The organism is Cupriavidus phytohabitans (assembly GCF_000426345.1).
Taxonomy (GTDB): domain Bacteria; phylum Pseudomonadota; class Gammaproteobacteria; order Burkholderiales; family Burkholderiaceae; genus Cupriavidus.
The window spans coordinates 19890-46862 of sequence record NZ_AUFE01000003.1; the positions used below are offsets into that span (position 1 = coordinate 19890).

The following is a 26973-nucleotide window of genomic DNA, read 5'->3' on the forward strand; positions in this document are numbered from 1 at the left end:
GTCAGTCATGCTCAAGACCCTCGACGGCGCCCTTGCGCTGCTCACCCATTTCACCGCTCGCCAGCCCAGCTGGGGCGTGCGCGAACTGGCGCGCGAAAGCGGCGTGCACCACGCCGTCGTGCATCGCGCACTGGCCACGTTTGCCGCCAATGGCTTCCTGACGCAGGACAGCGTCGGCCGCTATGGGCTGGGGCTGCGCTGGTTCGAGCTGGGGCAAGTGATGCGCAAGTCGTTTTCGCCGGCAGAGGTGGTCCAGCCCGCGCTGGAGGCGCTGGCGCAGGAAAGCGGCGAAACGGTTTTCCTGTCCTGGCTGGACGGTCACGAAGGCCTGTGCACGGACATTGCCCAGAGCCAGCACCAGCTGCGCTTTTCGATCGAGGTGGGCCAGCGCTTCGCGCTGGACGCCGGCGCGCATGCCAAGGCGATCCTGGCCTTCCAGCCGGAAGCGTTCCGGCGGCAGGTCATCGGCGATGCGCCCGACTTGGCCGCGCAACTGGCCCAGGTCCGCGCCGACGGCTTTGCCTATACCTGCGAGGAATCCGCGGCCACGGTGGCCGGGCTGGCATTGCCGCTGCACCACCGTGACACGCGGGCGGTGGTGGGATCCCTCGCCATCGCCGGCCCGCTGCAGCGGCTGACGCGCGACGCCGTGCCCCGGCTGCTGGAAGCGCTGCGCGCGGCGCGCGGCGCGCAAGACGATTGGCCCGGTGGCGGGCTTTATGCGATAGCGGCGCGCCTACGCAAGGCGCGCGCACGACACACAAAACCAGACAACACTACGGGGAGCGGTGGAAGACATGACCATGCCAACACAACTGAACGCGCCGGTGGCGGCGCAGCCCGCGACACGGTCGCGCTTTATGGAGCCATTGCTGCTGCTGGTGTCGGTGGCGCTGTCGGTATTCGGCGCCATGATCGGCATGCAGCTGATCGTATCGCTGGGGATCTCGGCCAATACCTCGATCATCGGCGCGCTGATCGCGATCGTGTTCTCGCGCATCCCGCTGGAGATCACGCGGCGCTTCCGCGTGCTGGAGCGGCAGAACCTGGTGCAGACCGCGATCTCGTCGGCCACCTTCGGCGCCGCCAACTCGCTGATGATCCCGATCGGCGTGCCGTATGCGATGGGCATGCCCGAGCTGGCCACACCGATGCTGATCGGCGCGGTGATCGCCATGTTCGTCGACGGCGCAATGTTGTACTTCCTGTTCGGCAGCAAGATCTTCCCCGCCACCGGCACCTGGCCGGCGGGCATCGCCACCGCCGAGGCAATCTGGGCCGGCGACCGCGGCGGCCGCAAGGCGGCGTTCCTGGGCCTGGGCATTGCCGTTGGCGTCGGCGGCGCATGGCTGGGCGTGCCGATGTCGGCGTTCGGCGCGGCGTTCCTGGGCAACCTGGCGGCGCTGACCATGTTCGGCATCGGCCTGCTGGTACGCGGCTATTCGGTGGCGGTGACCGGCATCGATATCGCCAAGGCTTACATTCCGCATGGCCTGATGATCGGCGCGGGCATCGTCGCGCTGTTCCAGGTGGCCACGGAAATCCGCCGTGCGCGCAACGCCCCGGCGGCCGATGCGCGCAGCATCGAAGTTCCGGCCTCGCGCGCCAGCCGCATCCTGTCGGGCGGCTTTGTCATCTACCTGGCGATCGCGCTGCTGATCTCGCTGCTGGCCGGGCATGTGTCGGACATGTCGCTCGGCATGCTGGTCGTGTTCGTGCTGTACGCCGCCTTTGCCGCCTATGTGCACGAGCTGATCGTCGGCATCGCGGCGATGCACTCGGGCTGGTTCCCGGCCTTCGCGGTGGCGCTGATCACGCTGACCATCGGCATCCTGATCGGCTTCCCGCCGACGGCGCTGGCGGTGCTGGTGGGCTTCTCGGCAGCCACCGGCCCGGCCTTTGCCGACATGGGCTACGACCTGAAGACCGGCTACCTGCTGCGCGGCGAGGGCCGCGACATGGAAGCCGAGATCGCAGGCCGCAAGCAGCAGTTCCTGGCAGCGATGGTCGGCTTCGGCGTGGCCGCCGTGGTGGTGATCGTGTTCCACGGCACCTTCTTCTCGCAGGGCCTGATCCCGCCGGTGGACCGTGTCTATGCGGCATCGATCAAGGCCGGCTCGTCGGCCGAGATCGCGCGCAACCTGGTGATCTGGGCGATCCCCGGCGCGCTGCTGCAATGGCTCGGTGGCTCCAAGCGCCAGCTCGGCATCCTGCTCTCCACCGGCATGCTGATCGCCTCGCCGCTGGCCGGCTGGGCGGTGCTGGCGGGCCTGCTGATCCGCTTCGTGGTGCAGCGCCTGCGCGGCGACAAGCACCTGGCCGAGATGAGCGCCTTTGCCGGCGGCGTGATCGCCGGCGATGCCCTCTTCAGCTTCTTCGGCTCCGTCACCAAGCTGAAGAAGTAAGCCCTGCAGCAAGCCATCCCGGGGCGCATGCGCTGCGTCCCGCCAGTCATTACCCGAGACGTTCCATGGATATCCAAGCAATCCGCGCCGACACTCCGCTGACGGCTTCCACCATCTATCTCGACACGGCCGCGGCCTCGATTCCGCCCGACGCCGTGCTCGACACCGTGCGCAGCTACCTGCTCGATACCGGGCACGTCGGCATCTACCTGCCGGCGTTCCGCAAGGAGACCTATGCGCGCGTGGAAGCCGTGCGCGGCAAGCTGGCCGGACTGCTCAACTGCGCGGCCGACGAGATCGCCTTCACCAAGAACGCCACCGAAAGCATTGCCATCGCCGTGCGCGGCATCCCCTGGCAAGCCGGCGATGAAGTGCTGGTGGCCGACACCGAGATGCTGAGCAACCTGCTGCCGTGGCGCCGGCTGGAGCAGTCGCATGGCATCGTGGTGAAGATGGTCGCGGCGAATGCCGAAGGGCTGCTGTCTGCCGAAGCCTTCGCGGCCGCAATCACCCCGCGCACGCGCCTGCTGACGTTCTCGCACCTCCCCAACTCAACTGGCGCCGTGCAGCCCGCCGCGCAGATCTGCGCGGTCGCGCGCAAGCATGGCGTGCTGTCGCTGGTCAATGCCGCGCAGAGCGTGGGCATGCTGCGTTCCGACGTGGCGCAGCTGGACTGCGACTTCCTCGCCGGCTGCGGGCGCAAGGCGCTGCGCGCGACCGAGGGCTCGGGCTTCGTGTACGTGCGCCGCGCGCTGATCGGGCAGGTCGAGCCAATGCTGGTGGGCTGGTGGAACGGCGCGTACGACCGCAACACCGGCGCGCTGTCGCTGGTGGCGGGCGCGAAGCGCTTCGAAGCCGGCTGCCCGATCGTGCCGGCCATCCTCGGCATGGGCACCGCCATCGACTACGCGACCGCCATCGGCATCGATGCCATCGAGGCGCGCGTGCGCGACCTGACCGAGTACGCGGTGGCGAAGCTTGCCGGGATCCCCGGCTTCGAACTGTACGGCCCGGCCGACGTGACGCACCGCATCGGCATCGTGCCGTTCAACGTGCGTGGCGTGGATCCGACGCACATCGTGGCCGCGCTGGAAGCGCAGCAATGCATCATCGAAGCGGGCAATTTCATGGCCGATTCGATCCTGGCGCGCTACGGCGTGTCCACCATGGCGCGCGTGTCGCTGCACTACTTCAACACGCACGAAGAGATCGACCGCGTCGCCGCACTGATCCGCGCCGCCATCGCCTGATCCCAACACCGAACAGACGGAATCCAAGACATGACCCAACGCATCCTCCTGATGAGCAGCTCGCGCAAGGACAACCTCGGCTACCTGGAGCACGCCGGCGAGCAGATCCACACGCTGCTGCAGCGCGAGCCGCGCAAGGTGCTGTTCGTGCCGTTCGCGGGCGTGAGCTTCAGCTTCGATACCTATGAAGGCATGGTCAAGCCGGTGTTCGAGAAGCTCGGCTACGCGCTCGAGTCGATCCACCACAGCGCCGATCCGCTGCGCGCGGTGCAGGAAGCCGAGGCCATCGCCGTGGGCGGCGGCAATACCTTCGCGCTGCTCAAGCGCATGTATGACGCCGGCATCGTCGACGGGATCCGCGCGAAGGTGCGCGCGGGCACGCCGTACGTGGGCTGGAGCGCCGGCAGCAATGTGGCCTGCCCGACCATCCGCACCACCAACGACATGCCGATCGTGCAGCCGCCCTCGCTGCGAGCGCTGGGGCTGGTGCCGTTCCAGATCAACCCGCATTTCATCAGCGGCAAGGCCGCGGGGCACAACGGCGAAAGCCGCGAGGAGCGCCTGGCCGAGTTCCTGAACATCAATGCGCCGGAACAGGTGTTCGCGCTGCCGGAGGGCTCGGCGCTGTACTCGGATGGCATCAACGGCACCGTGCTGGGCGAACGCAATGCGCTGTGGTTCCCGGCCGAAGGCAAGGTCGAAACCCTCCGCGAAGGCGAGCCGTTCCCGCTGTCGCAGATCACCGGGCCTGCCGGGATGGAGGACTGGCCGGGTTTTGCGGCTTGAGTGTTTTCTCCCCTCTCCCGCAAGCGGGAGAGGGGAGCAAAGCAGCGACACGGGCGCTCGATCAGCAGCTAGCCATCCCAGGCCGGTCACGGCCACGACAAACAACAAGACCTCGCCCGCGAGCCGCCCAGCGCCGCCCGCATGGCCCCTTTTTTGCCTTTGGAGGAGAAAACACAATGAGCCAAACCCTTCGCCACGCCGTGCGCATGGCATTGCCGCTGCTGCTCGGCCTGCCAGCCGCCGCGATCGCACAGTCGGGCGTGACGCTCTACGGCGTCATCGACACCGCGCTGACCTACCAGACCCATTCCAACCCCGCCGGCGATGCGCAGGTCGGCATGCAGCAAGGCGGCGAAGGCTTCCTGTCGGGCAGCCGCTTCGGCCTGAAAGGCATCGAGGACCTCGGCGGCGGGGTCAAGGCCGGTTTCGTGCTGGAGAACGGGTTCCTGGCCGACACCGGCAAGTTCGACCAGCAGGGCCAGCTGTTCGGCCGCCAGGCGTACGTGAAGATCGGCAACCAGTGGGGCGAGCTGGCGCTGGGGCGGCAATACACCACGGCCAACACCATGCTTTACTACGTCGATCCGCTCGGCGTGGGCGCGGCGCCGTCGAACTCGTGGATGGTGTACCTGACCGGCCAGCGCTACGACAACGCCGTCAGCTACACCGGCAACTTCGGCCCGGTGTCGCTGATCGCCGAATACGCGCTGGGCGAGACCGCGGGCAACACCCGCGCCACGTCGTCCATGTCGTTCGGCCTGAAGTACGCGGCCGGCCCGATCACCGCGATCGGAGACTTCCAGCAGACCCGCGACAGCCAGAGCCGTACCGCGAACATCTACCTGGCGGGCCTGAAAGCCGCGGTCGGCCGCGCCAGCCTGTTCGCCAACTACATCCACAGCGACCGCGAAGCGGGCTTCGACTCGTCCAAGGGCGGCACGGACACGGCCACCATCACCAGCATGTCGACCGCCGCCACGCCGACCAACCGCGCGGCGATCAACTCGGTGTTCGGCAGCAGCCGCCACGACGACTTCTTCACGCTGGGCGCGAGCTATGCCGTGACCGGCAACGTGACGCTGACCGGCAGCGTGATGCACAACCGCACCCGCGCCGACAGCTTCAGCGGCAACCGCACCACCGCGTATGCCGTGGCCGACTACGCCTTCAGCAAGCGCACCGACACCTACCTGGCGCTGGCCTATGACCGCGTCCACGGCGACTGGTCGGGCCTGTTCGGCAACAACACCACCAGCTGGACCGGCGGCAGCGGCACGCCGCTGGACGGGCGCGACAGCCAGGCCACGGTGATGGTCGGCCTGCGCCACCAGTTCTAACGATTCAACCGACACCCGGCCCGCGCCATGCGGGCCGGGCACATCATCTGGAGAAAGCCATGGCCCTGCAGCAGACGCTGGTCATTCACGAAGCCCTGGACAGCCCGCACGCCAACGGTGCGGTCGCCAGCGAACTGTTCGCGCCCTACGCCGGCGCCGGCGTGACCGTGCAAGTCACCACGGTCAATAACGCGCCGCCCGAGAACACGGCCAATACCACCGACTTCATCACCATCGTGATCCCCGGCACCGCCGGCAAGCGCGGCGGCGGCAAGGCACCGACGCTGGGCGTGATCGGCCGCAACGGCGCCATCGGCGCGCGTCCGGAACTGGTGGGCCTGGTGTCCGATGCAGACGGCCCGATCGGCTGCCTGGCGGTGGCGCTGAAGCTCGCGCAGATGAAGGCGCGCGGCGACCACCTCGCCGGCGACGTGATCGTGACCACGCACCTGTCGACCGATGTCTCGATGCAGCCGCACGACCCGGTGCCGTTCATGGGCATGCCGGTGTCCTCCGACACCATGAACGATTACCAGGTGCTGCCGGAAATGGAAGCGATCCTGTCGATCGACGCATCCAAGGGCAACAGCATCATCAAGCACCGGGGCTTCGCCATCTCGCCGACGGCGATGCAGGGTTACATCCTGCGCGTGGCGCCGGACCTGGTGGCGACGATGGAATCGACCACCGGCTGCCCGGCGGTGACCTTCCCGATCTCGCTGCAGGACATCACGCCGTACCACAACGGGCTGTACCACTTCAACAGCATCATGCAGCCGCACGTTGCCACGGCGGCGCCCGTGGTTGGCGTGGCAGTGACCGCGCAGTCAGTGGTATCGGGCAGCGCCACCTCGGCCAACCACGAGATCGACATCGCCGAGGCGGTGCGCTTCTGCGTGGAGGTGGCCAAACGCTTCGGCGTCGGCAAGTGCCAGTTCTTCAATGCTGCCGAGTGGGAAAAGATCCGCGCGATCTATCCCGACCTGTCGGTATTCCAGACCGCCGGCAAGCGCTGAGGCTTGCGGCTCAGCGCGCCGCCACCTTGCCCGGATCCGGATGCGTGACGACAGGCGGCACGGTCTCGCCGTGCCGCCGCTTCCACTCGTCGAAGCCGCCGGCGAGCGCCCAGGTTTTTGGATAACCGGCAACACGCAGGCGTTCGGCCAGCAGCGCCGCGGACATCTCGTTCGGGCAGGCGCAATAGACCACGATGTCGGCCTCGGCAGGCGGCACGCCCAGCGCGTCGAGGCTGTCGAGCGCGCCCTGCATGTCGAGCACCATCGAGCCGGGGATGCGCTCCATCGGCATGTCGCCATGGGCCCGCACGTCGATCACGACGGGCAGCGTGCCGGCCAGGCGGCGCGATTCCAGTTCATCCACGCTCATGCGCGGCACGCGCTTCGTGATGCGCAGCAGCCGGAAGCGGCGCCACGAGCGCCACGCCAGGAACACCAGGAACGCCACCACCACCGCCACCAGCGCCATATGGCCGTAGGTGCTGAAGCCCTCCAGGATGGCGTCGATAAAGTCGCTGAACACCACGCCGATCAGCAGGCCGCTGCCGGCCCACACCAGCGCGCCGATCGCGTCATAGAACAGGAACACCGGCAGCGGCGTGCCGGTCATGCCGGCCATCGCGGTTGACAGCGCGCCGGCACCGGGCAGCAGCTTCGCGACCACCAGCGAGCGCGGCCCCACGCGCAGGTACAGCGACTGGGTCTGGCGGATGCAGGAATCGGGCGAGATCGATACCTTGCAGATGGTGCGCAGCATCGGCTGCCCAAGCCGGCGGCCGGCGAAGTACCACCCGGTATCGGCAATCAGGCAGGCGACGATCACCGCGGCCAGCACCGCGCCGATCGACGGACCGGTTTCCTGCATGCCGAGCGCGCCAGCGACGAACAGCATCGGGTACGCCGGCACCGGCAGCCCCGCCTGTTCGACCAGCACGTTCAGGAATACCAGCATCAGCCCGTGGTTTTCCAGCAAGGCCTGTAACTCTCCCACCGTGTGCTCTCCCTTGGTTCAGGATGCCAGTGTGCCAGCCGGCTGCGGCCAATGCACGGGGTGGCTTTGCATGGACGCATCAAAATTATTGACTACCCAGCACCTACGTTGTCCTACAACCAGATGTCAATCAATTGTTATGGCACCGAGTCATGCCTGCCTTCTTCCAATGCACTGCCCTACGCCCGCCGCGCGCCATCTCTTCTCCCGGTAAACCCCCGGGCCGGTCCTACCCCTATTGCCTTTGCCGAGCCGTTGTCGTACGATGACTGATAACTCGGATGACCTGCCGCCCGGCAAGCCTCCGCCGTCACCACCCTGGGCCGCCGGCCCGATCAGGATTTCGCAATGCTCGCACCTAACGAACTCAAGCAGATCGTCTCCGAAGGCCTGCTGTCCTTTCCCATTACCGACTTCGACGCCAAGGGCGACTTCAACGCGAAGTCCTATGCCGCCCGCCTGGAATGGCTGGCCCCGTATGGCGCCACCGCGCTGTTCGCCGCCGGTGGCACCGGCGAGTTCTTCTCGCTGACCCCCGCCGACTACACCGCCGTGGTCGATACCGCGGTCAAGACCTGCGCAGGCAAGGTGCCCATCCTGGCCGGCGCCGGCGGCCCGACCCGCACCGCCATCGCCTACGCGCAGGAAGCCCAGCGCCTGGGCGCCGCCGGCGTGCTGCTGCTGCCGCACTACCTGACCGAAGCCAGCCAGGACGGCATCGCCGCCCACGTGGAAGAGGTCTGCAAGTCGGTCGACATCGGCGTGATCGTCTACAACCGCGCCAACTCCAGGCTGAACGCCGACCAACTGGCCCGCCTGGCCGACCGTTGCCCCAACCTGATCGGCTTCAAGGATGGCGTGGGCGACATCGAGTCCATGGTCAGCATCCGCCGCAAGCTGGGCGACCGCTTCTCGTACCTGGGCGGCCTGCCCACGGCGGAAGTCTACGCCGCCGCCTACAAGGCGCTGGGCGTGCCGGTGTACTCGTCGGCGGTGTTCAACTTCATCCCGAAAACCGCGATGGACTTCTACCGGGCCATCGCCGCGGACGACCAGGAGACCGTGGGCCGCCTGATCGACAACTTCTTCCTCCCGTACCTGGCCATCCGCAACCGCAAGGCCGGCTACGCCGTCAGCATCGTCAAGGCCGGTGCCCGCATCGTCGGCCGCGACGGCGGCCCGGTGCGCGCGCCGTTGACCGACCTGACCGGCGAAGAAATGGAAATGCTGGGCACGCTGATCAACAAGCTCGGCCCGCAGTAATCCTTTCTGCCATTACACGGCGACAGGCCGGCCGCGGGGCGCTTTGCCCTCCGGCCGGCTTGTCCACTTTTGCCACCCTCTGCCACACTCAAACGCTGACAAGGAAACCTCCCATGCAAATCACCGGCGACATGCTGATCGGCGCGCAAGCCGTGCGCGGCACCGAATCGACGCTGCAGGCCATCAACCCGGCCACGGGCGAGACCCTGGGCCCCGACTTCCACGGCGGCGGCCAAGCCGACGTCGAGCGCGCCTGCGCGCTGGCCGAAGCGGCCTTCGACACCTATCGCAATACTTCGTCCGAGCAGCGCGCGGCCTTCCTGGAAGCGATCGCCGCCGGCATCGAGGCACTGGGCGACACGCTGATCGAGCGTGCCCACCAGGAAAGCGGCCTGCCGGTCGCGCGCCTGCAGGGCGAGCGCGGCCGCACCGCCGGCCAGTTGCGCCTGTTCGCGACCGTGCTGCGCGAAGGCCGCTGGCAGGAGGCCACCTTCGACGCCGCGCTGCCCGAGCGCACCCCGCCGCGCCCCGACCTGCGCATGCAACGCATCGCCATTGGCCCGGTGGCGGTGTTCGGTGCCAGCAACTTCCCGCTGGCCTTCTCGGTCGCCGGCGGCGACACGGCCTCGGCGCTGGCAGCCGGTTGCCCGGTGGTGGTCAAGGCGCATTCTGCGCACCTGGGCACGTCCGAGCTGGTCGGCCGCGTGATCCAGAAAGCCGTGCAGGATGCCGGCCTGCCGGAAGGCGTGTTTTCGCTGCTGGTGGGCGCGGGCAATGTCGTGGGCACGGCGCTGGTGTCGCATCCCGCGATCCAGGCGGTCGGCTTCACCGGTTCGCGTTCGGGCGGCATGGCGCTGATGCAGGCAGCCAACGCCCGGCCGCAGCCGATTCCCGTGTACGCCGAGATGAGCAGCATCAACCCGGTGTTCCTGCTGCCCGCCGCGCTGCAGGCGCGCGGCGCCGAGATTGGACGCCAGCTGGTCGATTCGCTGGTGCTGGGCGTCGGCCAGTTCTGTACCAACCCCGGCCTGGTCATCGGCATCGAAGGCCCGGCGCTGGACCAGTTCCGCGCCGCGGCGCTCGACGCGCTGGGTGGCAAGCCGGCGGCGACCATGCTGACGCCGGGCATCCATGCCGCCTATGAAAAGGGCGTGGCGCAGCTGTCGTCGCTGGATGGCCTGCAGCGCATCGGCGACGGGGTTGCCGCCACGGGGGTCAACCAGGCCCGTCCGGTGATGTTCGAAACCACCGCCGCGCAATTCCTCGCCGATCACCGCATGCAGGCCGAAGTGTTCGGCCCGTCGACGGTGCTGGTGGTGTGCCGCGACCTGGAAGAGATGCTCGCGCTGGCACGCCAGCTGGAGGGCCAGCTCACCGCCACCATGCAGCTCGACGACGCCGACCATGAGGCCGCGCGCCAACTGCTGCCGGTGCTGGAGCGCAAGGCCGGGCGCGTGCTGTGCAACGGCTATCCGACCGGGGTGGAAGTGGCTTATGCGATGGTGCATGGCGGGCCGTTCCCGGCCACGTCGGACGTGCGCTCGACCTCGGTCGGCGCCACGGCGATCGATCGTTTCCTGCGCCCGGTCTGCTACCAGAACCTGCCGCAGGGATTGCTGCCGGCGGCGCTGCAGGGATAAGCGCAGCGCCTGCAGTGACTGGCCCCGCCTTGTGCGGGGCTTTTTGTTTTGAATCGCCGGCGCAAGAATCGCCGGCGCAAGGACAAACGGCCCGCGTTCAACACGCGGGCCGTTATGGCATCGCAGCGCCCCTGCGGGGCGTCGGAGCAAATATCCCTGCGTATCAAGCCTCCAGCTTGATCCCCGCCTGCTTCACTACCCCCGCCCAGCGCGCCTGCTCGGCAACAAAGAACTTGCCGGTTTCTGCCGGCGTCATCGTGACCACTTCAGCACCCTGCTGGACCAGTTGCGAACGCAGTTCTGGAGCGCGGATGATCTTGATCAGCTCGGCGTTGATCCGCGTCACCAGCGCATCCGGCATGCTGGCCGGCGCCATCACGCCCTGCCACGTGCCCGATTCAAAATTGGGCACGCCCTGCTCGGCAATGGTCGGCACGTTCTGCAGCAGCGGCATGCGCGTGCGCTTGGACTGGGCGATCAGCTTGAGCTTGCCCGACTGCACATGCGGCAGCGTGGCCAGCATGCCGTTCATCAGCACCTGCGCGCTGCCGCCGACGGTATCGGCGATCGCCTGCGAGCCGCCCTTGTACGGCACGTATTGCCACTTGGCGCCGGTGGCCTGCTCCACCGCCACGCCGGCCAGGTGGGGCGCGCTGCCGATCGCGGTCACGGCAAAGTTCAGCTGGCTGCGCTTGGACAGCTCGACCAGTTCTTTCAGGTTGCTGACCTGCACCGACGGATGCACCACCAGCAGGTGCGGCGAGTACGCCAGCATCGTCACCGGCTTCAGGTCCTTGGCGATATTGAAGGTCAGCTTGGTATAGACCGAGGGGCTGATCGCCAGCGCGCCGATGTCGCACAGCATCAGCGTGTGGTTGTCGGTGGCCTGCGCGACCAGTGCCGCGCCGACGTTGCCGTTGGCGCCGGGCTTGTTGTCGACCACCACGGACTGGCCCAGCGCTTCGCCCAGCTGCTTGCTGATCAGGCGCGCGATGATGTCTGACGAACCGCCGGCGGTGTACGGCACGATCAGGCGGATCGGGCGCGTCGGCCACGCCTGCTGCGCGGCATGCGCGCCGGTTGCCAGGCCAGCCAGCGGGCCGGCGGCGATGCCCGCGGCCAACGCGGAAGTCTGCTTGAGGAAGATGCGGCGTCCCTGGGTCATGCTATGTCTCCATTGTTGTTGCAAGTGCGCCGGCGCGGCACGGTGGTCGTGCGGCGGCCGGCGCTGTCGGTGTGTTAGTCAGGTGCGGTTGATGCCTGTTGCTGCCTGTTGCTGTCTGTCGCTGCCTGTTGCGCTCAGTCGAGCACGATGCGGCCCTTCTCGATCACGGTCTTCCAGCGCTGCAGTTCCTGCGCTTCAAACTGGCTGAACTGCTCGGGCGTGTTCGCGACCACCTCGAAGCCGTTCTCCGACAGCTTCTGGCGCATCCTGGGGTCGTTCAACGCGCCGACCAGCGCGCCATGCAGGCGCGTCTTCACGTCGGCGGGCAGTCCCCGCGGCGCGGCGACGCCCTGCCACGAATAGACCTCGACCTCCTTGACGCCGGCTTCCGCCATGGTCGGCACGTTGGGCAGCACGGCGGAGCGCTTGTCCGCCGTCACCGCCAGCGCCTTGAGCTTGCCGGTACGGATGTGCTGCAGCACCGCGTTGATGTTCTGGAACGACACGTCCACCTGGCCGGCGAGCAGGTCGGAGATGGCCGGCGCACCGCCCTTGTATGGCACGTGCAGGCCGTCGGTGCCGGTCTTCTGCCAGAACAGCGCCGCGGTCAGGTGGTCGGACGACCCCGCGCCGGACGAGGCAAAGCTGACCTTGCCCGGGTTCTTCTTCATGTGCGCCACCAGTTCCTGCACGTTCTTCGCCGGGAACTGCGGATTGACCACCAGCACGTTAGGCGCGCGTACCGCCACCGTCAGCAGGTCGAAGTCCTTGACCGGGTCGTAGCCCAGGTTCTTCTGCAGGAACGGGTTGACGGCAAAGACGCCGATCGACGCCACCAGCATGGTGTAGCCGTCCGCCGGCGCGCGCTTGACGAAGGTCGCGCCGATGGCTCCGGTTGCGCCGGGCTTGTTGTCGACCACGAAGGGCTGGCCCAGCTTCTCGTTGAGCGGCGCCGTCAGCATGCGCGCGATGGTGTCGGTGGAGCCGCCCGCGGGGAACGGCACCACCACCGAGACCGGGCGCTGCGGCCAGTCTTGCGCGGCCCGGGCGCTGCCCGCCGTCAACGCGGCCAGCGCGGCGACGGTCAGCACCGAGCCGACGGCAACCACGCGCAGCCAGGCTTGCAGGCGCAGCGCGCCCGTGCGTTGGAAGGGATACATCATTGTCTCCTGCTAAATCTTGTCGATGCCGGACTGCCGTCCGGGTCAGCGCACCATGCAGGGCGCCTTGTTGTTGAACTGCCAGCCGGGGATCAGGAACTGCATGGCGATGGCATCGTCGCGAGCGCCCAGGCCCTTGCTCTGGTACAGCGCGTGGGCGCGGCCCAGCGCGTCCATGTCGAGTTCCACGCCAAGGCCCGGCGTCTTCGGCACCTCCACCAGGCCGTTCTCGATCTTCAGCGGCGCCTTGGTCAGGTTCTCGCCGTCCTGCCAGATCCAGTGCGTGTCGATGGCGGTGACGCGGCCCGGCGCGGCGGCGGCCACGTGGGTGAACATCGCCAGCGAGATATCGAAGTGGTTGTTCGAGTGCGAGCCCCAGGTCAGGCCCCATTCGGCGCACATCTGCGCCACGCGCACCGAACCCTGCAAGGTCCAGAAATGCGGGTCGGCCAGCGGGATGTCGACCGACTGCAGGCGCACCGCATGGCCCATCTGGCGCCAGTCGGTGGCGATCATGTTGGTCGCCGTGGGCAGGCCGGTGGCGGTACGGAACTCGGCCATCACTTCGCGGCCGGAATAGCCGTCCTCGGCACCGCACGGGTCTTCGGCGTAGGCGAGCACGCCGCGCTTGTCACGGCACAGGCGCACGGCCTCGGCCAGCGACCAGGCGCCGTTGGGGTCGAGCGTGATGCGCGCCTTCGGGAAGCGCTCGGCCAGCGCCAGGATCGCCTGCATCTCTTCGTCGCCGCGCAGCACGCCGCCCTTGAGCTTGAAGTCGTTGAAGCCGTAGCGTTCGTACGCGGCCTCGGCCAGGCGGACGACCGCCTCGGGCGTCATCGCCACTTCATTGCGCAGGCGGAACCAGGCGTTGTCGGCATCGGGCTCGGTGCGGTAGTCCAGCGTGGTGCGCTGGCGGTCGCCGATATAGAACAGGTAGCCCAGCATCTCGACGGCGTCGCGCTGCTGGCCTTCGCCCAGCAGTGCCGCCACCGGCACCTCCAGGTGCTGGCCAAGCAGGTCGAGCAGCGCCGCTTCCAGCGCGGTGACGGCATGGATAGTGATGCGCAGGTCGAAGGTCTGCAGGCCGCGGCCGCCGGCATCGCGGCTGGCGAAGGTGGCACGCACGCGGTTCAGGATGGCCTGGTATTGGCCGATGGGCTGCCCGACCAGCAGCGGCCGGGCGTCTTCCAGCGTCTGGCGGATGCCTTCGCCGCCCGGCACTTCGCCCACGCCGGTGTGGCCGGCGCTGTCGCGCAGGATCACGATATTGCGCGTGAAGTACGGGCCATGCGCGCCGGACAGGTTCATCAGCATGCTGTCGTGCCCGGCAACGGGCACCACGGTGAGTTCGGTCACCACGGGAGTCTGGCCGGCACCGGCGTGCGTGGCGGGGGCGGCGGAAGTGGCGGGATGGGTCATTCGGGTCTGGTCTCCGGCATTGCTATGTTATCTGTCATCGTATGACTGATAACCCAGTATAATAAGGCCATCTCGAACCGGTCAAGTCCGGGAAACCCCGCCCGTAACCGCCATGCCTACCGCACGCAATCCTGCCCTGCCCGACCCGTCCGCCGCTGCCACCAGCGCGCCCAACGCCGCCGCGGCCTTGCCGCTGCGCCGCCGCGGCCGCACGCTGGCCGAGGAAGTGGTACAGGCGCTATCCGAGGAGATCCGCCAGGGCCAGCTCAAGCCCGGCGACAAGCTGCCGACCGAATCGGAAATCATGGCGACGCAGGGCGTAAGCCGCACGGTGGTGCGCGAGGCCTTGTCGCGGCTGCAGGCCAGCGGACTGGTCGAGACCCGCCACGGCATCGGCACGTTCGTGCTGGCGCGCGCGGCGGAAGCGCCCTCGCCGTTCCGCATCGGGCCGGATACGCTTGGCACTGCCATCGATGTGATGGCGATGCTGGAATTCCGCGTCAGCCTGGAGGCAGAGGCTGCCGGACTGGCCGCCGCGCGCCGCAGCGACGCCCAGCTGGCCGCCATGCGCCAGGCGCTTGACGAACTCAAGCGCAACACCGGGGCTGGCAGCGACGCGGTGGACAGCGATTTTGCCTTCCACCTGGCCATCGCGCGCGCCACCGGCAACCGCTACTTCACCGACATCATGGGCCACCTGGGCACCATGCTGATCCCGCGCAGCCGTCTGCAGGTCAATACGCCGGAGCGCGAACAGTACCTGGAGCGCGTCCAGTTCGAGCACGAGAACATCTACGACGCAATCGAGCGCCGCGACCCGGACGCGGCCAAGGCGGCGATGCGCATGCACCTGACCAACAGCCGCGAGCGGCTGCGCAAGGCCTCGGGCTCCGGCAGCGCGCAGGCCTGACGCCCGGAGTCCCGGACGCCCCACAGGGCGTGCCTGTGGTCCTAAGTCATACGATGTCCGAACAATTACCAGCGACTGGCATTTACAAGGCGAGGCGGCAGCGGCGCGCGAAGTCGACCAGTTCAACCAGCGACGACACCTGCAGCTTGGCCATGATGCGCGCCTTGTAGCTGCTGACGGTCTTGTTGCTGATAAAGAGGCTGGCGCTGATGGCCTTGTACGACATGCCGCGCGCCAGCATCTGCAGAACCACCAGTTCCTTGTCGGAAAGGCGGCGCAGCATCTCATCGTCGGCGGAAACGGCATGGCGCGAGCCGCCATCCCGTCCCATCGCGGGGAACACCGTGTAGCCGGCCAGCACCGACTCGACCGCGCGCAGGATTTCCTTCAGGTCCTGTGTCTTGCTGACAAAGCCCTGCGCGCCGACCTGCCACGCGCGGCTGACGAACACCGCCGGGTCGAGCGCCGTCACCACCAGCAGGCGCACCTGCGGATGGATCGCCCGCAGGCGCGGCGCCACGTCGAGGCCGCTCGAGCGCGGTATGTCGAGATCGAGCAGCACGAGGTCGGGCATGCGCGCGCGCACCAGGTCGAGCGCGCTTTGCCCGTTGTCGGCCTCGAGCACTTCATCGACGCCGAGGAGCTGCAACAAGTGGGTCTTGAGAATCAGCCGCATCGCCGGGTGGTCGTCAACGATCAGGATGGTGGTCATGCGTCGGTTCGCGTGAATGGGTATGTCGGGGCATCGGCCGGCGCGATGCAGGCCCAGTATAGGGAGGCACGACGGCGCGTAGGATGGGAGGATTCCGCAAGGTATTGCAGCTCGCCCCTAGGCTCGCCTCAGACGCCGCGCACCATTGCATGCACGACCACGCGCCGCACGCGTGCGTTCCCCTGCGTGTGGCAGGGGCAACGGCAAAGGCCCAGTGGTGCTACTCTATTCGGAGGTGTTACCCAGGAGAACACTGTGTCCCGCAAGACCCCCATCGAGCGCTACCGCAACATCGGCATCAGCGCGCATATTGACGCCGGCAAGACCACGACGACCGAACGCATCCTGTTCTACACGGGCGTCAACCACAAGCTGGGCGAAGTGCACGATGGCGCTGCCACCATGGACTGGATGGAGCAGGAGCAGGAGCGCGGCATCACCATCACGTCGGCTGCCACCACCGCCTTCTGGAAAGGCATGGCCGGCAATTACCCCGAACACCGTATCAACATCATCGATACGCCGGGACACGTCGACTTCACCATCGAAGTCGAGCGCTCGATGCGCGTGCTCGACGGCGCCTGCATGGTCTACGACGCGGTCGGCGGCGTGCAGCCGCAATCCGAGACGGTCTGGCGCCAGGCCAACAAGTACGCGGTACCGCGCATTGCCTTCGTCAACAAGATGGACCGCGTCGGCGCGGACTTCTTCCGCGTGCAGGCGCAGATCGCCGACCGCCTCAAGGGGCGCGCCGTGCCGATCCAGATCCCGCTCGGCGAGGAGGACCATTTCCTGGGCGTGATCGACCTGGTCAAGATGAAGGCCATCGTCTGGGACGATGCCAGCCAGGGGGTCCGCTTCGAGTACCAGGAGATCCCGGCCGAGCTGCTGGCGACCGCGCAAGCCTGGCGCGACAAGATGGTAGAAGCCGCGGCCGAGGCCGACGAGGCCCTGCTCGAGCGCTACCTGTCGGGTGAAGCGCTGACCGAAGAGCAGATCAAGCGCGGCCTGCGCAAGCGCACCATCGCCAACGAGATCGTGCCGATGCTGTGCGGCAGCGCCTTCAAGAACAAGGGCGTGCAGAGCATGCTCGATGCTGTCATCGACTACCTGCCCTCGCCCGCCGACGTGCCGGCCATCCTCGGCCACACCGAGGACGACCGCCAGGCCGAGCGCCATCCGAACGACGACGAGCCGTTCTCGGCGCTGGCGTTCAAGATCATGACCGATCCCTTCGTCGGCCAGCTGATCTTTTTCCGCGTGTATTCGGGCGTGGTCAATTCCGGCGATACCGTCTACAACCCGCTCAAGTCCAAGCGCGAGCGGCTTGGCCGAATCCTGCAGATGCATGCCAACGTGCGCCAGGAGATCAAGGAAGTACGCGCCGGCGACATTGCCGCGGCGGTCGGGCTGAAGGAGGCGACCACCGGCGATACGCTGTGCGACCCGGACAAGGTCATCATCCTGGAACGCATGAGCTTCCCCGAGCCCGTGATCTCGCAGGCGGTGGAGCCCAGGACCAAGGCCGACCAGGAAAAGATGGGCATTGCGCTGAACCGCCTGGCGCAGGAGGACCCGTCGTTCCGCGTGAACACCGACGAGGAATCCGGCCAGACCATCATCTCGGGCATGGGCGAGCTGCACCTGGAAATCCTGGTCGAGCGCATGCGCCGCGAATTCAATGTGGAAGCGTCAGTGGGCAAGCCGCAGGTGGCTTACCGCGAGACCATCCGCCAGCCGGTCAAGGACGTGGAAGGCAAGTTCATCAAGCAGTCCGGCGGCCGCGGCCAGTACGGCCACGTGGTGCTGAACCTCGAGCCGATGCCGCACGGCGCCGGGTACGAATTCGTCGACGCGATCAAGGGCGGCGTGGTGCCGCGCGAGTTTATCCCCGCGGTTGACAAGGGCATCCGCGAAACCTTGCAGTCGGGCGTGCTGGCAGGCTATCCGGTGGTGGACATCAAGGCCACGCTGGTGTTCGGCTCGTACCACGACGTGGACTCGAACGAGAATGCCTTCCGCATGGCGGGCTCGATGGCGTTCAAGGAAGGCATGCGCCGGGCCCGGCCGGCGCTGCTGGAGCCGATGATGGCGGTCGAGGTGGAAACGCCGGAGGAGTTCACCGGCAACGTGATGGGCGACCTGTCGTCACGCCGCGGCATGGTGCACGGCATGGAAGACATTGCCGGTGGCGGCGGCAAGATCGTGCGCGCCGAAGTGCCGCTGGCGACGATGTTCGGCTACTCGACCACGCTGCGCTCGCTGACGCAGGGTCGCGCGACGTTCACCATGGAGTTCAAGCACTATGCCGAGGCGCCGGCCAACGTGGCCGAAGCGGTGATTTCGGCGAAGAAGCTTGGATAGGCGCGTGGCTTCTCTCTCTCCCTGAAGCGGGAGAGAGAGAACATCATCTGCGGCTCAGCACGCCGCCGCGGTCATCCTGAAAATCCCCTGCGCATTGCCCGCGTCAAACCCGAGGTCATAACGCTGTGGCGCAGCTTCCGCTTCGGCAAAGCGCTCGCGCGTGATGAACTCATAGAAGGACCCCGGCACCTCGCGCTCGACGGCCTCGCCCTGCGCACCGATGAACGTGCGGCGCACGGTATCGGCGCGGAACGCCGTCTGCTTGACGCGTCCGCTTCCGGACACCTCCACCTTGTCCTTCATCGGCCGGCCCAGCCGCTTCTGCCGCTCGGCCAGCGCGAACACGTCGTCGACGCGGTCGGTGGCGTGGTTGAAGGCATTGCCTTCTGTCGCGATCCACGCCATTTCGGCCGATTCGCGCAGCAGCGCTTCATAGTCAGCCAGCCGCGGCGCGGTGTGCTGGCGCTCGAAGCACGGCACAAGCAAGCCGACCAGTTCGGCGCCGTCGGCCACGGGCAGCGCGCCGTCGCGCTCCAGTTGCCACAGCAGCGTCTGCGCGCGCGGCGTCAGCGGATCGACGGAGCTGCCGGTCACGCGGCTGACGGCGGCGCGGAAGTCTTCGCTGAAGCGCTCCGGATGCAATTCGCTGACGAAGAACTGGGCGATGTCTTCGGATGCGTCGGCGTGCGCATACGAGCGCCCGGTCATGCCGATGCGGTCGAGCGGATACGTGCCGTTGAGCACGTAGCCCAGCGGCCGCAGGATGCGGGTAAAGGCGGCCTCGCCTTCGGGCAGCGCGCCGTTGTCGCGCCACTTGACCGTGCGCAGCGCGCCGTGGTCGAAGGTGACCTTGCCGCCGGCGGCGGCCACGTCGTCGGTGTAAGCGCGGCCGGTCGGCACGCGCTCCAGGATGCCGCCGAACAGCACCATGTTCAGCGCCTGGGCGATCTCGGCCCGGGTGGCGCGGCCTTGTGGGTCCTGTGGGTCCTGTGGGTCCTGTGGGTCCTGTGGGTCCTGGAGCAGGCTGGCCGGCAGCGTGACCAGCGACATCAGTTGCGCGGCGCGGGTGGCGCCGACGTTGGCGGTAAGGAGCGTGGAGATATTGGATGACATGGGCGCTTGGATGTGGGCGTCGCGGACCGGCTTGCACCCCGGCGGGCGAGGCGGGCAGGGCCACGATCTGCGGGGCAGGATAGTGGCCCGCGCGGCCCGCGCACAAGCGCGCATTGCGCACAACGTTGTGCGCGCGGCGCACGACCTCCGGTATCGCGCCGCTGTTTATACTGTCGGACTTCCTTTTCCGCCCTCCCATGAGAAACGACATCCCCAACCTGGGCGCGCTGCAGGCCTTCGAGGCCTCGGCACGGCTGGGCAGCTTTACCCGCGCCGCGGCCGAGCTGGCGCTGACGCACAGCGCGGTGGGGCGGCAGGTGGCGCAGCTCGAACAACGCCTGGGCGTGGCGCTGTTCACGCGCGTGCGGCGTCGCCTGGAACTGACCGAGACCGGGCGCGAATACGCCGCGCGCATCCGCCGCCACCTGGACCACCTGCAGCGCGACACGCTGGAAATCAGCACCGGCCGCGCCATGGGCTACACGCTGGAACTCGCGGTGGTGCCCACCTTCGCCACGCAGTGGCTGATCCCGCGGCTGCCGGACTTTGCGCGGCGCCATCCCAACGTCACCGTCAACCTGTCGGCGCGCTCGCAGCCGTTTTCCTTCCAGGAGTGCGCCTACGACGCCGCCATCTATTTCGGCGACCAGTTCTGGCCCGGCACGCGCGGCGGCGTGATCTTCCGCGAAGGCGGCATGGTGCCGGTGTGCAGCCCGGCCTTTCTCGCCGCCCATCCCGTCACCGATGCGGCCAGCCTGGCACGCTGCCGCCACCTGCACCTGAGCACGCGCGCCAACGCCTGGCGCGACTGGTACTTGGCGCAGGGCTGGGACTTCAGCCTCGCGTCGTCGCGCGGGCCGCGCTATGAGCTGTTCACGATGATGACGGCCGCCGCCGCCGCGGGGCTCGGCATCGGACTGGCGCCACGGCTGCTGATCGAACGCGAGCTGCAGACCGGCCAGCTGGTGATCCCGCTGGCCGGCATGCTGGACGAGCACCAGGGCTACCAGGCTTACTATTTCGCCTATCCCGAGGGCCGGCCGGAATCGGAAGCGCTGGCGATGTTCCGCGGGTGGATCCTGGGCCTGTCGCGCGACATGCCGGCCGACGGCTCCGAAGGCTGACCAAACTCGTTCACACCGCCCGAAACAGTACTTTTTCAGTGCTGCCTGCGCGGACATCTTTTTCCACGTCTGCCGGGATGCGCCACCAGTTCTGAACGCAGGCCGTCCGGCGGGCATTTTTGCAAACGCGGCGGCCGATGGTCAGCACCGGTGAAAATTTCTCTTGAAATGAGATCGATTCCCATTTACTATTCGATCACTGCCTGACGCACGGTACTTCACCAGCCAGGCAGCCCGGCCAGCACCGAGGCCGCCGCAGCATGCGGCAGTGCCCCGAATCCTGGCAGGCACAGATTTTCCGGACGCCGCGACGTGGTCATCCCCCGCGGCATCCGACACCGACTTTTGTGGGGACCGCTCCGTCACGCGGAGCGTTTGGCAGTAGCCAGTCTTCGGAAGATCGGGAAAGCAACCAGACCCCGCTTTCCCGATCGCGTCTTCCGGAGGCAAGCCAGGCCGCCTTTTTATTCAGCGCGTCGTGCAGGCACGGCGCGCCGCCAGGGACGCCAGCGCTGCGCGCGGCCGGCCCTGGCGCTCCAGCCTGAATATCCCGCCAAGCCATCGACGCCGCCCCTGCGCGGCGACTGGCACGGTGCCGCCCTGCCCGAAGCGGGGCAACAGCAGGATCCCAATGCCATCCGCCATGTCATCCGAACGGTCCAATCCGATCCACCTCAAGCGCGCCGGCCTGAAAGCCACGTCGCCGCGGATGCGGATCCTTGAAGTGTTCCGCACCAGCGCACGGCGCCATCTCAGTGCGGAGGATGTCTATCGCATCCTGCTGACCCAGGACGAAGATGCGGGCCTGTCCACGGTGTACCGGGTGCTTAACCAGCTGGTGCAGGCCGACATCCTGCTGCGCCACACCTTCGAGTCCGACCATGCCGTGTTCGAACTCAACGAAGGCGGGCACCATGACCATCTGATCTGTGTTGCCTGCGGCCGCGTGGAAGAATTCCGCGACGAAAGCATCGAGCAGCGCCAGCGCCAGGTAGCCGCCGACAACGCCTTTATCTTGCGCGAGCACATGCTGGTGCTGTATGGCGTCTGTCCCGAGTGCCGTGCCAGTGAACCGGACGAAACACACATGTCCGCGGCGCTGCCCACGCAAGCCTGAGCACGCCCGAGGTCCGCTGCTGACAGTTCAGCGCTTCGCGGCCCCCCGCACCGCCGCGGCCGTCGGCACGTCGGCCGCCGCTGGCCGCAACACCAGCCACACCGCCAGGCCGATCAGCGCGCCGCCCACCGCGTGGGCCCACGACAGCGCTTCGCCCAGGAACAGCGCGCCCCAGACGATGCCGAATGGCGGAATCAAGAAAGTCACGGTCAGCGAGCGCACCGGGCCAAGGTCGGCAATCAGCCGGTAATAGAGGATGTAGGCCAGCGCCGTGCAGAGCACGCCCAGGCCCGCCATGGCGGACCACACACCGACGCCGGCATCGGGCAGCGTGTTGTGGCGCCACAGCGCAACCACGCAAAACGGCAGCAGGAACAGTGTCGCGCCGACCATGCTGCCGGCCGCGACCAGGCGGCTGTCCAGGCCGCCGCGCTCGGTGATCCAGCGTCGCGCCAGGAAGCCGGACAGGCCATAGCAGGCGGTCGCTACCAGGCAAGCCAGCGCGCCAAGCAGCACTTCGGTGGAGAACGCGACCGGGCCGGTGCGCGTCAGCACCGCCACGCCGGCCACGCCCAGCATCACGCCCACCGCCTTGGCGCGCGTCAGCCGCTCGGAAAAGGCCAGCGCGCCAATCACGACGCCCATCAGCGGCGTCATGGCATTGAACACCGCCGAATAGCCCGCCGGCAGCCACAGCGCCGCCACCGCGTACATGGCGAACGGAATGCCGGAGTTGATCACGCCCAGTGCGAGCACCGCCGGCCATTTGGCACGCATGTCCCAGCGCAGCCCCAGCATCGGCAGGCACACGGCGAGCGTGATGGCGGCAACGAGCACGCGCACGAATGCGGCCGGCATCGGATCGAGCACGGGCGCGCCGATGCGGATAAACAGGAAGCTGGCGCCCCAGAGGGCAGCCAAGGCAAGCAGGCGTGCGAGATCGGTGGGTTTCATGGAAGGCGGTGGCATGCCGCAGGACCACGACGGGATGGAGGTGTCGCGATTTGACGCCGGTGCCGGCACGGGCGCAAGCCGGATCCGGACATCTGCATCCGTTACATGCGATTCATGCCGCACATGCGACGTCGCTTTTTCGCAGCAGTTGATGGATCTACCTCACATTAACGCGCCTTTTTGGGCACAATGGGAACAACTGCTGGGCGTTTTTCGTTCGAACCGCCTTCACCCATACCCCTCCCTGGGAGGGGTGCCGAAACAGACAGGTGACAATCCGTATTCAATTAAATTAAACTCTGGTCTGCGCCAGAGTTAATTGACCCCTCCGACGCATTCCCGACAAGCCGCCAGGAACCCTGGCGGCTTCTTTTTTGCCTGCGCTGTTTAAAGTTACTTATCAGTCACACTCAGCACGTTAAAATCCCGCCAACTGGCAGCGTTTCCGCTTTTGCCGGTACAAGGTCTGCAAACCCAAACATCCAGGATGCCGCCCGCGTCAACCACCGGGTCGGCTGCCGCGTTGCCAGATTTCATGAAACGACAGTTCCTGGGCCTGCTTGCCCGCGTCTACGTCCTGCAATTTGCCCTCGAAGTCCCCGCCACGGTGGCCATGCTCGCCGACATGCTGCTGGAGTATGGCTTCCAGGTCGACATCGGCACCGTGCGTCCCTTGCTGCGGGCCCTGCAGATGGAGGGCTACCTCGAAAGCGTGTTGCGTGACGGCATCGGCCGCGTCTACCAGCTGACCGAGCGCGGCCGCGAGGAACTGGCGGCCAGCCGCCAGCGCATCGACGAGCTGTACCGCCGCCTGCACGCCGACCTTCCCACCCCCGACACGCCGCGCAAAGCCTGACCGGTCCGCGCGTTCCCCACGCCCCCGACCGAGACCGAGCGTACCCGTTTCTGCGAGATTGCCGTCCGGTGCGGGCCGCCTATTGCCGCAGTGAGGCCGGGTCGGCCAGCGCCGTTTCCAGGCCTGTCTCCAGCAACTGGCGCAACGCATGCGGCGGCACCGCCTGGCAGAACAGGAATCCCTGCACGCCGTCGCAGCCCTGCGACCGCAGGAACTCGAACTGCGCCGCGGTTTCGACACCCTCGGCAACCACCTTCAGGTGCAACTGGTGCCCGAGCGCGATGATCGCGGCAGCGACCGCCTGATCGTGGCCGGGCGTGGCCACGTCGTCGACGAAGGACTTGTCGATCTTGAGCCGGTCGATCGGCAGCCGGGTCAGGTAGTTCAGGCCCGAATAGCCAGTGCCGAAATCGTCGATCGACAGTGCCACGCCAAGCGCGCGCAGCCGGCGGAAGGTTTCGATGGTGGTCTCGCCGCCGTCGACGAGGATGCCTTCGGTAACCTCGATCACCAGTTGCCGCGGCGGCAGGCCGGCCTGCTCGAGGCAGCGCGCCACGGTGTCCGGGAAGCCGGCCTGGCGCAGCTGCAGTGGCGAGATATTGACCGCCACCTCGATGTCGCGACCCAGCGCCTGGCGCAGCGCCTGGATCTCGCGGCAGGCGGTCGCCAGCGTCCATTCGCCAAGCGGCGCGACCAGGCCGCTCTGCTCGGCGATGGGGATGAACTCGGACGGCTGCATCGGGCCGCGCTCGGGTGTTTCCCAGGCGATCAGCGCCTCGACGCCGGTAATCGCTTTCGTGGCGGTATCGACGATGGGCTGGTAGCGCAGCCGGAATTCGTTGCCGGCCAGCGCCCGGCGCAGCAGGCCCTCTATGGTGAAGCGCGCCAGCGAGGCCTCGGCCATTGACGCGGCAAAGCGGCACAGCTGCGCGCGGCCGCCCTGCTTGGCGGCATAGACCGCGGCATCGGCGGACTTCATCAGCTCGGTCAGCGAATCGCCGTCGTCGGGGAAGACCGCCATGCCGACCGACGGGGTCACGCGCAGGCGCTGCCCGCCGGCCAGCAGTTCTTCGTTGACGCGCGCCTGGATCTTGGCGGCAATCAGCTCGGCCTCGCTGTCGTCGCGCAGGCCGCCCAGCACCGCTCCAAATTCGTCGCCGCCCATGCGCGCCACCAGGTCGCCCTGGCGCACGGCGCCCTTGAGGCGGTCGGCCATGGTGCGCAGCACGTCGTCGCCGACCGGGTGGCCGAGCGAATCGTTGATGTGCTTGAAGTGGTCCAGGTCCAGCAGCAGCAGTGCCACGCGTTCGCCATGACGGCGCGCATGCAGCAGCACGGGTTGCGCGCGCTCGTTGAGTTCGGCGCGGTTGGGCAGGCCGGTCAGCGGGTCATGCAACGCCAGGTGGCGGATGTATTCGTCGACGCGGCGGCGCTCGGTCAGGTCGTAGGCGATGGCCTGGTAGCCTGCCGGGGGCCCGTCCGGCGGCGCGGCCAGCAATGCCACGGATACCTGCACTGGCAGGCGCGAGCCGCCCTTGCGCACCCACGTCCACTCGCGTTCGTCGCTCAGGCCGAGCCGCGCCTTGGCGACCAGCGCGGGCATTCCGGCGGGCACCGGTTCGCCCAGCTCCTGGCTGAGCGCGCGCGCGTGCGCGGCCAGTTCGTCGGCAAGATGCAGGCCGGTGACCGGCATGCGGCCGACCAGCTCGGCGGCGGCGTACCACAGCATGCGGGTGCCCGCGGCATTGACGCTGGTGACCACGCCGTCGTCGCCGAAGGTGATGACGGCGAAGTTGGCATGGTCGACCAGGCCGGCATAGAGCGCAGCCTGGTGCGCGGCGGCCTGGTGCGCGCGGTGCTGCGGCTCCAGATCCGTGATGGCCCACAGCCGGTGGGCGCCGCCGTCGGCGCCGGGCAGGTGCGCGGCGCTGGCGCGCAGCGGGAAACGGCTGCCGTCGCTGCGCACGCCGTTCAGCTCGCGCTGCACAGCGCCGCCGGCCACGCCAGCACCAGCGTCGCCATCCGCAACAACGATGGCACCGGGGGCGAGCGTATCGAGGTTACGACCGACGAGGTCGGCCGGCGCGATGCCGAACAGCTTGCCGGCGCGCTCGCTGGCACGCACGACCACGCCGTTGGCATCGGTAAGGACAAAGCCATCGGCGGATTGCGCCATGCAGGCCTGCAGCGTGGCATTGCCGTCCTCCCAGGCGCGGACTGCCTGGGCCTCGCGTTGCCGGGCTCTGCGGCGCTGGAGTGCCAGCGCACAGGTCATGCCGGCCAGCGCCAGCGTGGCCAGCGCACCCGCGGCCAGCACGGCATACCTCTGGCGCGGGCCATATGCCGCTGCGAAGGCGGGACGCGTGGCTGCACGCAGCAGCCACGCGGCGCCCCCATAGCGGAACTGGCGCTCGCCGTGCAGCAGCAGGGCGTTACCGTCATCGCGCTGCGCGGCGGCGGCCGTGTCCGACAGCAGCGGCCCGGGCACGGCGGGCGTGCCCTCGTGCAGCGACAGCTCAAGGTCCGCCAGTGCCGGCGCGCCGACCCCGCGCATCAGGTCGCCCAGGCGCAGCGATACAAAGACATAGCCGACCACCGCCTCGCGCCGCTGCGCCGGCGTGCTGGCGGCCACGCCGCCACCGTAGACCGGCAGGAACAGCAGCGCGCCGCGCTGGCGCTGCGCTGCCTCGGACTCGCGCACCAGCTCCAGCCCGCGCGTCAGACGGGGCTCGCCGCTGTCGCGCGCCGCTTCCATCGCGGCGCGACGGGACGGCTCGGACAGCAGGTCGAAGCCGACGGCGCGGGCGTTGCGCCCGGCCAGCGGCTCCACATAGAGGATGGGCGCGTAGAGGCTGCGCGGGCGGCCGGCGGGATGAATCCCGTAACCGGCAAGGCCATCGGCGCGCGCGGCCGCGACCAGGGATTCGACCTGCCGCGGTGCCGCCAGCGGTGCGTAGCCGATCGATTGCGTGCCGGGCGGCAGCTCGTCGAGCTGGGCGGTATAGAGATAGTTGCGCCATTGCGCGCGCGAAGCTGCCGGATTGGCCGTCATCAGGCCCGCCACGCCGCGCAGCCGCCGTTCGTTCTCGAGCATGCGTTCGCGCAGTGCGCTGTCGGCCTGGTTCAGCAGCGCATCGAAATGCTGCTGAGCCACCCGCTGCTCGAATTGCTGTACCTGGCGCCACGCCCCCGCGGTCAGCAGCGCCCCGCTTGCCGCGACCAGCAGCGCCAGCAAGGCAGGGGAAAGCGCAGTCAGTCTCATGGTCTTCGGTAACGGTCTGGCGACGGCGACGCGCCTGCCACGGAACCCGGCAGGCTGGCCAGCGCCCGGGAAATGGACTGCGTGCCTTGCGATAACGCGGCACTATACCGCGCCGCATGCACAAGGCCG

General features: G+C 68.0%; 20 protein-coding genes and 1 pseudogene. 13 read left to right on the forward strand and 8 right to left on the reverse strand.

What is annotated here, in order from left to right:
- Positions 1 to 7: 7 nt before the first annotated feature.
- From K309_RS39710 to K309_RS0103035, 6 genes and pseudogenes are all read left to right on the forward strand, one after another.
- Positions 8 to 622 (forward strand): annotated as a pseudogene (locus tag K309_RS39710) (IclR family transcriptional regulator); the annotation flags it as partial.
- 175 nt (positions 623 to 797) lie between these two features.
- Positions 798 to 2405: an OPT/YSL family transporter gene (locus K309_RS0103015; RefSeq protein WP_029045037.1), complete on the forward strand. Its 1608-nt coding sequence runs from the start codon at positions 798 to 800 to the stop codon at positions 2403 to 2405.
- Between the two features lie 65 nt (positions 2406 to 2470).
- A complete protein-coding gene (locus K309_RS0103020) occupies positions 2471 to 3655 on the forward strand; it encodes an aminotransferase class V-fold PLP-dependent enzyme (RefSeq protein ID WP_029045038.1) in 1185 nt (394 codons plus the stop codon).
- A gap of 30 nt (positions 3656 to 3685) precedes the next feature.
- Positions 3686 to 4441, forward strand: a complete 756-nt coding sequence (gene pepE, locus K309_RS0103025; protein ID WP_029045039.1) for a dipeptidase PepE — start codon at positions 3686 to 3688, stop codon at positions 4439 to 4441.
- A gap of 176 nt (positions 4442 to 4617) precedes the next feature.
- Positions 4618 to 5778, forward strand: coding sequence for a porin (locus tag K309_RS0103030; protein ID WP_029045040.1), 1161 nt, complete (start codon positions 4618 to 4620; stop codon positions 5776 to 5778).
- 59 nt (positions 5779 to 5837) lie between these two features.
- On the forward strand, positions 5838 to 6794 hold the full coding sequence (locus K309_RS0103035) for a DUF1177 domain-containing protein (protein WP_029045041.1): 957 nt from the start codon (positions 5838 to 5840) through the stop codon (positions 6792 to 6794).
- Positions 6795 to 6804: 10 nt separating this feature from the next.
- On the opposite strand, the gene K309_RS0103040 is transcribed toward K309_RS0103035, so the two are convergent.
- Positions 6805 to 7785: a DedA family protein/thiosulfate sulfurtransferase GlpE gene (locus tag K309_RS0103040; RefSeq protein WP_029045042.1), complete on the reverse strand. Its 981-nt coding sequence runs from the start codon at positions 7783 to 7785 to the stop codon at positions 6805 to 6807.
- Positions 7786 to 8133: 348 nt separating this feature from the next.
- Between K309_RS0103040 and kdgD the strand changes: the two genes are divergently transcribed.
- Together kdgD and K309_RS0103050 are read left to right on the forward strand one after the other, a co-directional pair.
- Positions 8134 to 9048 carry a 5-dehydro-4-deoxyglucarate dehydratase gene (gene kdgD / locus K309_RS0103045; protein WP_029045043.1) on the forward strand — a complete coding sequence of 305 codons (915 nt, stop codon included), beginning with the start codon at positions 8134 to 8136 and terminating at the stop codon, positions 9046 to 9048.
- Positions 9049 to 9161: 113 nt separating this feature from the next.
- Entirely contained in the window at positions 9162 to 10688 is a 1527-nt protein-coding gene (locus K309_RS0103050) for an aldehyde dehydrogenase (NADP(+)) (RefSeq protein ID WP_029045044.1), read from the forward strand.
- Positions 10689 to 10851: 163 nt separating this feature from the next.
- Here the strand turns inward: K309_RS0103050 and K309_RS0103055 are convergent, their stop codons facing one another.
- From K309_RS0103055 to gudD, 3 genes are all read right to left on the reverse strand, one after another.
- On the reverse strand, positions 10852 to 11853 hold the full coding sequence (locus K309_RS0103055; RefSeq protein WP_029045045.1) for a Bug family tripartite tricarboxylate transporter substrate binding protein: 1002 nt from the start codon (positions 11851 to 11853) through the stop codon (positions 10852 to 10854).
- Positions 11854 to 11987: 134 nt separating this feature from the next.
- Positions 11988 to 13013 carry a Bug family tripartite tricarboxylate transporter substrate binding protein gene (locus K309_RS0103060; protein ID WP_029045046.1) on the reverse strand — a complete coding sequence of 342 codons (1026 nt, stop codon included), beginning with the start codon at positions 13011 to 13013 and terminating at the stop codon, positions 11988 to 11990.
- A 45-nt stretch (positions 13014 to 13058) separates the two neighbouring features.
- On the reverse strand, positions 13059 to 14432 hold the full coding sequence (gudD, locus tag K309_RS0103065; RefSeq protein WP_029045047.1) for a glucarate dehydratase: 1374 nt from the start codon (positions 14430 to 14432) through the stop codon (positions 13059 to 13061).
- A gap of 112 nt (positions 14433 to 14544) precedes the next feature.
- On the opposite strand from gudD, the gene K309_RS0103070 reads away from it, so the two are divergent.
- Entirely contained in the window at positions 14545 to 15342 is a 798-nt protein-coding gene (locus tag K309_RS0103070) for a FadR/GntR family transcriptional regulator (RefSeq protein WP_051320311.1), read from the forward strand.
- Positions 15343 to 15424: 82 nt separating this feature from the next.
- On the opposite strand, the gene K309_RS0103075 is transcribed toward K309_RS0103070, so the two are convergent.
- Positions 15425 to 16054, reverse strand: coding sequence for a response regulator transcription factor (locus K309_RS0103075; RefSeq protein WP_029045049.1), 630 nt, complete (start codon positions 16052 to 16054; stop codon positions 15425 to 15427).
- A 255-nt stretch (positions 16055 to 16309) separates the two neighbouring features.
- Between K309_RS0103075 and fusA the strand changes: the two genes are divergently transcribed.
- Entirely contained in the window at positions 16310 to 18418 is a 2109-nt protein-coding gene (fusA, locus tag K309_RS0103080) for an elongation factor G (protein ID WP_029045050.1), read from the forward strand.
- Positions 18419 to 18472: 54 nt separating this feature from the next.
- On the opposite strand, the gene K309_RS0103085 is transcribed toward fusA, so the two are convergent.
- Positions 18473 to 19531, reverse strand: coding sequence for a DUF1338 domain-containing protein (locus tag K309_RS0103085; protein ID WP_029045051.1), 1059 nt, complete (start codon positions 19529 to 19531; stop codon positions 18473 to 18475).
- Positions 19532 to 19728: 197 nt separating this feature from the next.
- Between K309_RS0103085 and K309_RS0103090 the strand changes: the two genes are divergently transcribed.
- Together K309_RS0103090 and fur are read left to right on the forward strand one after the other, a co-directional pair.
- Positions 19729 to 20655, forward strand: coding sequence for a LysR substrate-binding domain-containing protein (locus K309_RS0103090; RefSeq protein WP_029045052.1), 927 nt, complete (start codon positions 19729 to 19731; stop codon positions 20653 to 20655).
- A gap of 643 nt (positions 20656 to 21298) precedes the next feature.
- Positions 21299 to 21772 (forward strand): ferric iron uptake transcriptional regulator, encoded by a 474-nt coding sequence (gene fur / locus K309_RS35840; protein ID WP_035876691.1) that lies wholly within the window; start codon positions 21299 to 21301, stop codon positions 21770 to 21772.
- A 27-nt stretch (positions 21773 to 21799) separates the two neighbouring features.
- On the opposite strand, the gene K309_RS0103100 is transcribed toward fur, so the two are convergent.
- Entirely contained in the window at positions 21800 to 22726 is a 927-nt protein-coding gene (locus K309_RS0103100; RefSeq protein WP_029045053.1) for a DMT family transporter, read from the reverse strand.
- Between the two features lie 535 nt (positions 22727 to 23261).
- Here K309_RS0103100 and K309_RS0103105 point away from each other — a divergent pair.
- Complete coding sequence (locus tag K309_RS0103105) at positions 23262 to 23582, forward strand: PadR family transcriptional regulator (RefSeq protein ID WP_029045054.1); 321 nt, start codon at positions 23262 to 23264, stop codon at positions 23580 to 23582.
- Between the two features lie 79 nt (positions 23583 to 23661).
- Here K309_RS0103105 and K309_RS35845 read toward each other — a convergent pair whose 3' ends face one another.
- The gene (locus tag K309_RS35845; RefSeq protein WP_035876694.1) at positions 23662 to 26844 is read right to left on the reverse strand and encodes a bifunctional diguanylate cyclase/phosphodiesterase; all 3183 of its coding nucleotides are present in this window, start codon (positions 26842 to 26844) and stop codon (positions 23662 to 23664) included.
- Between the last annotated feature and the right edge of the window lie 129 nt (positions 26845 to 26973).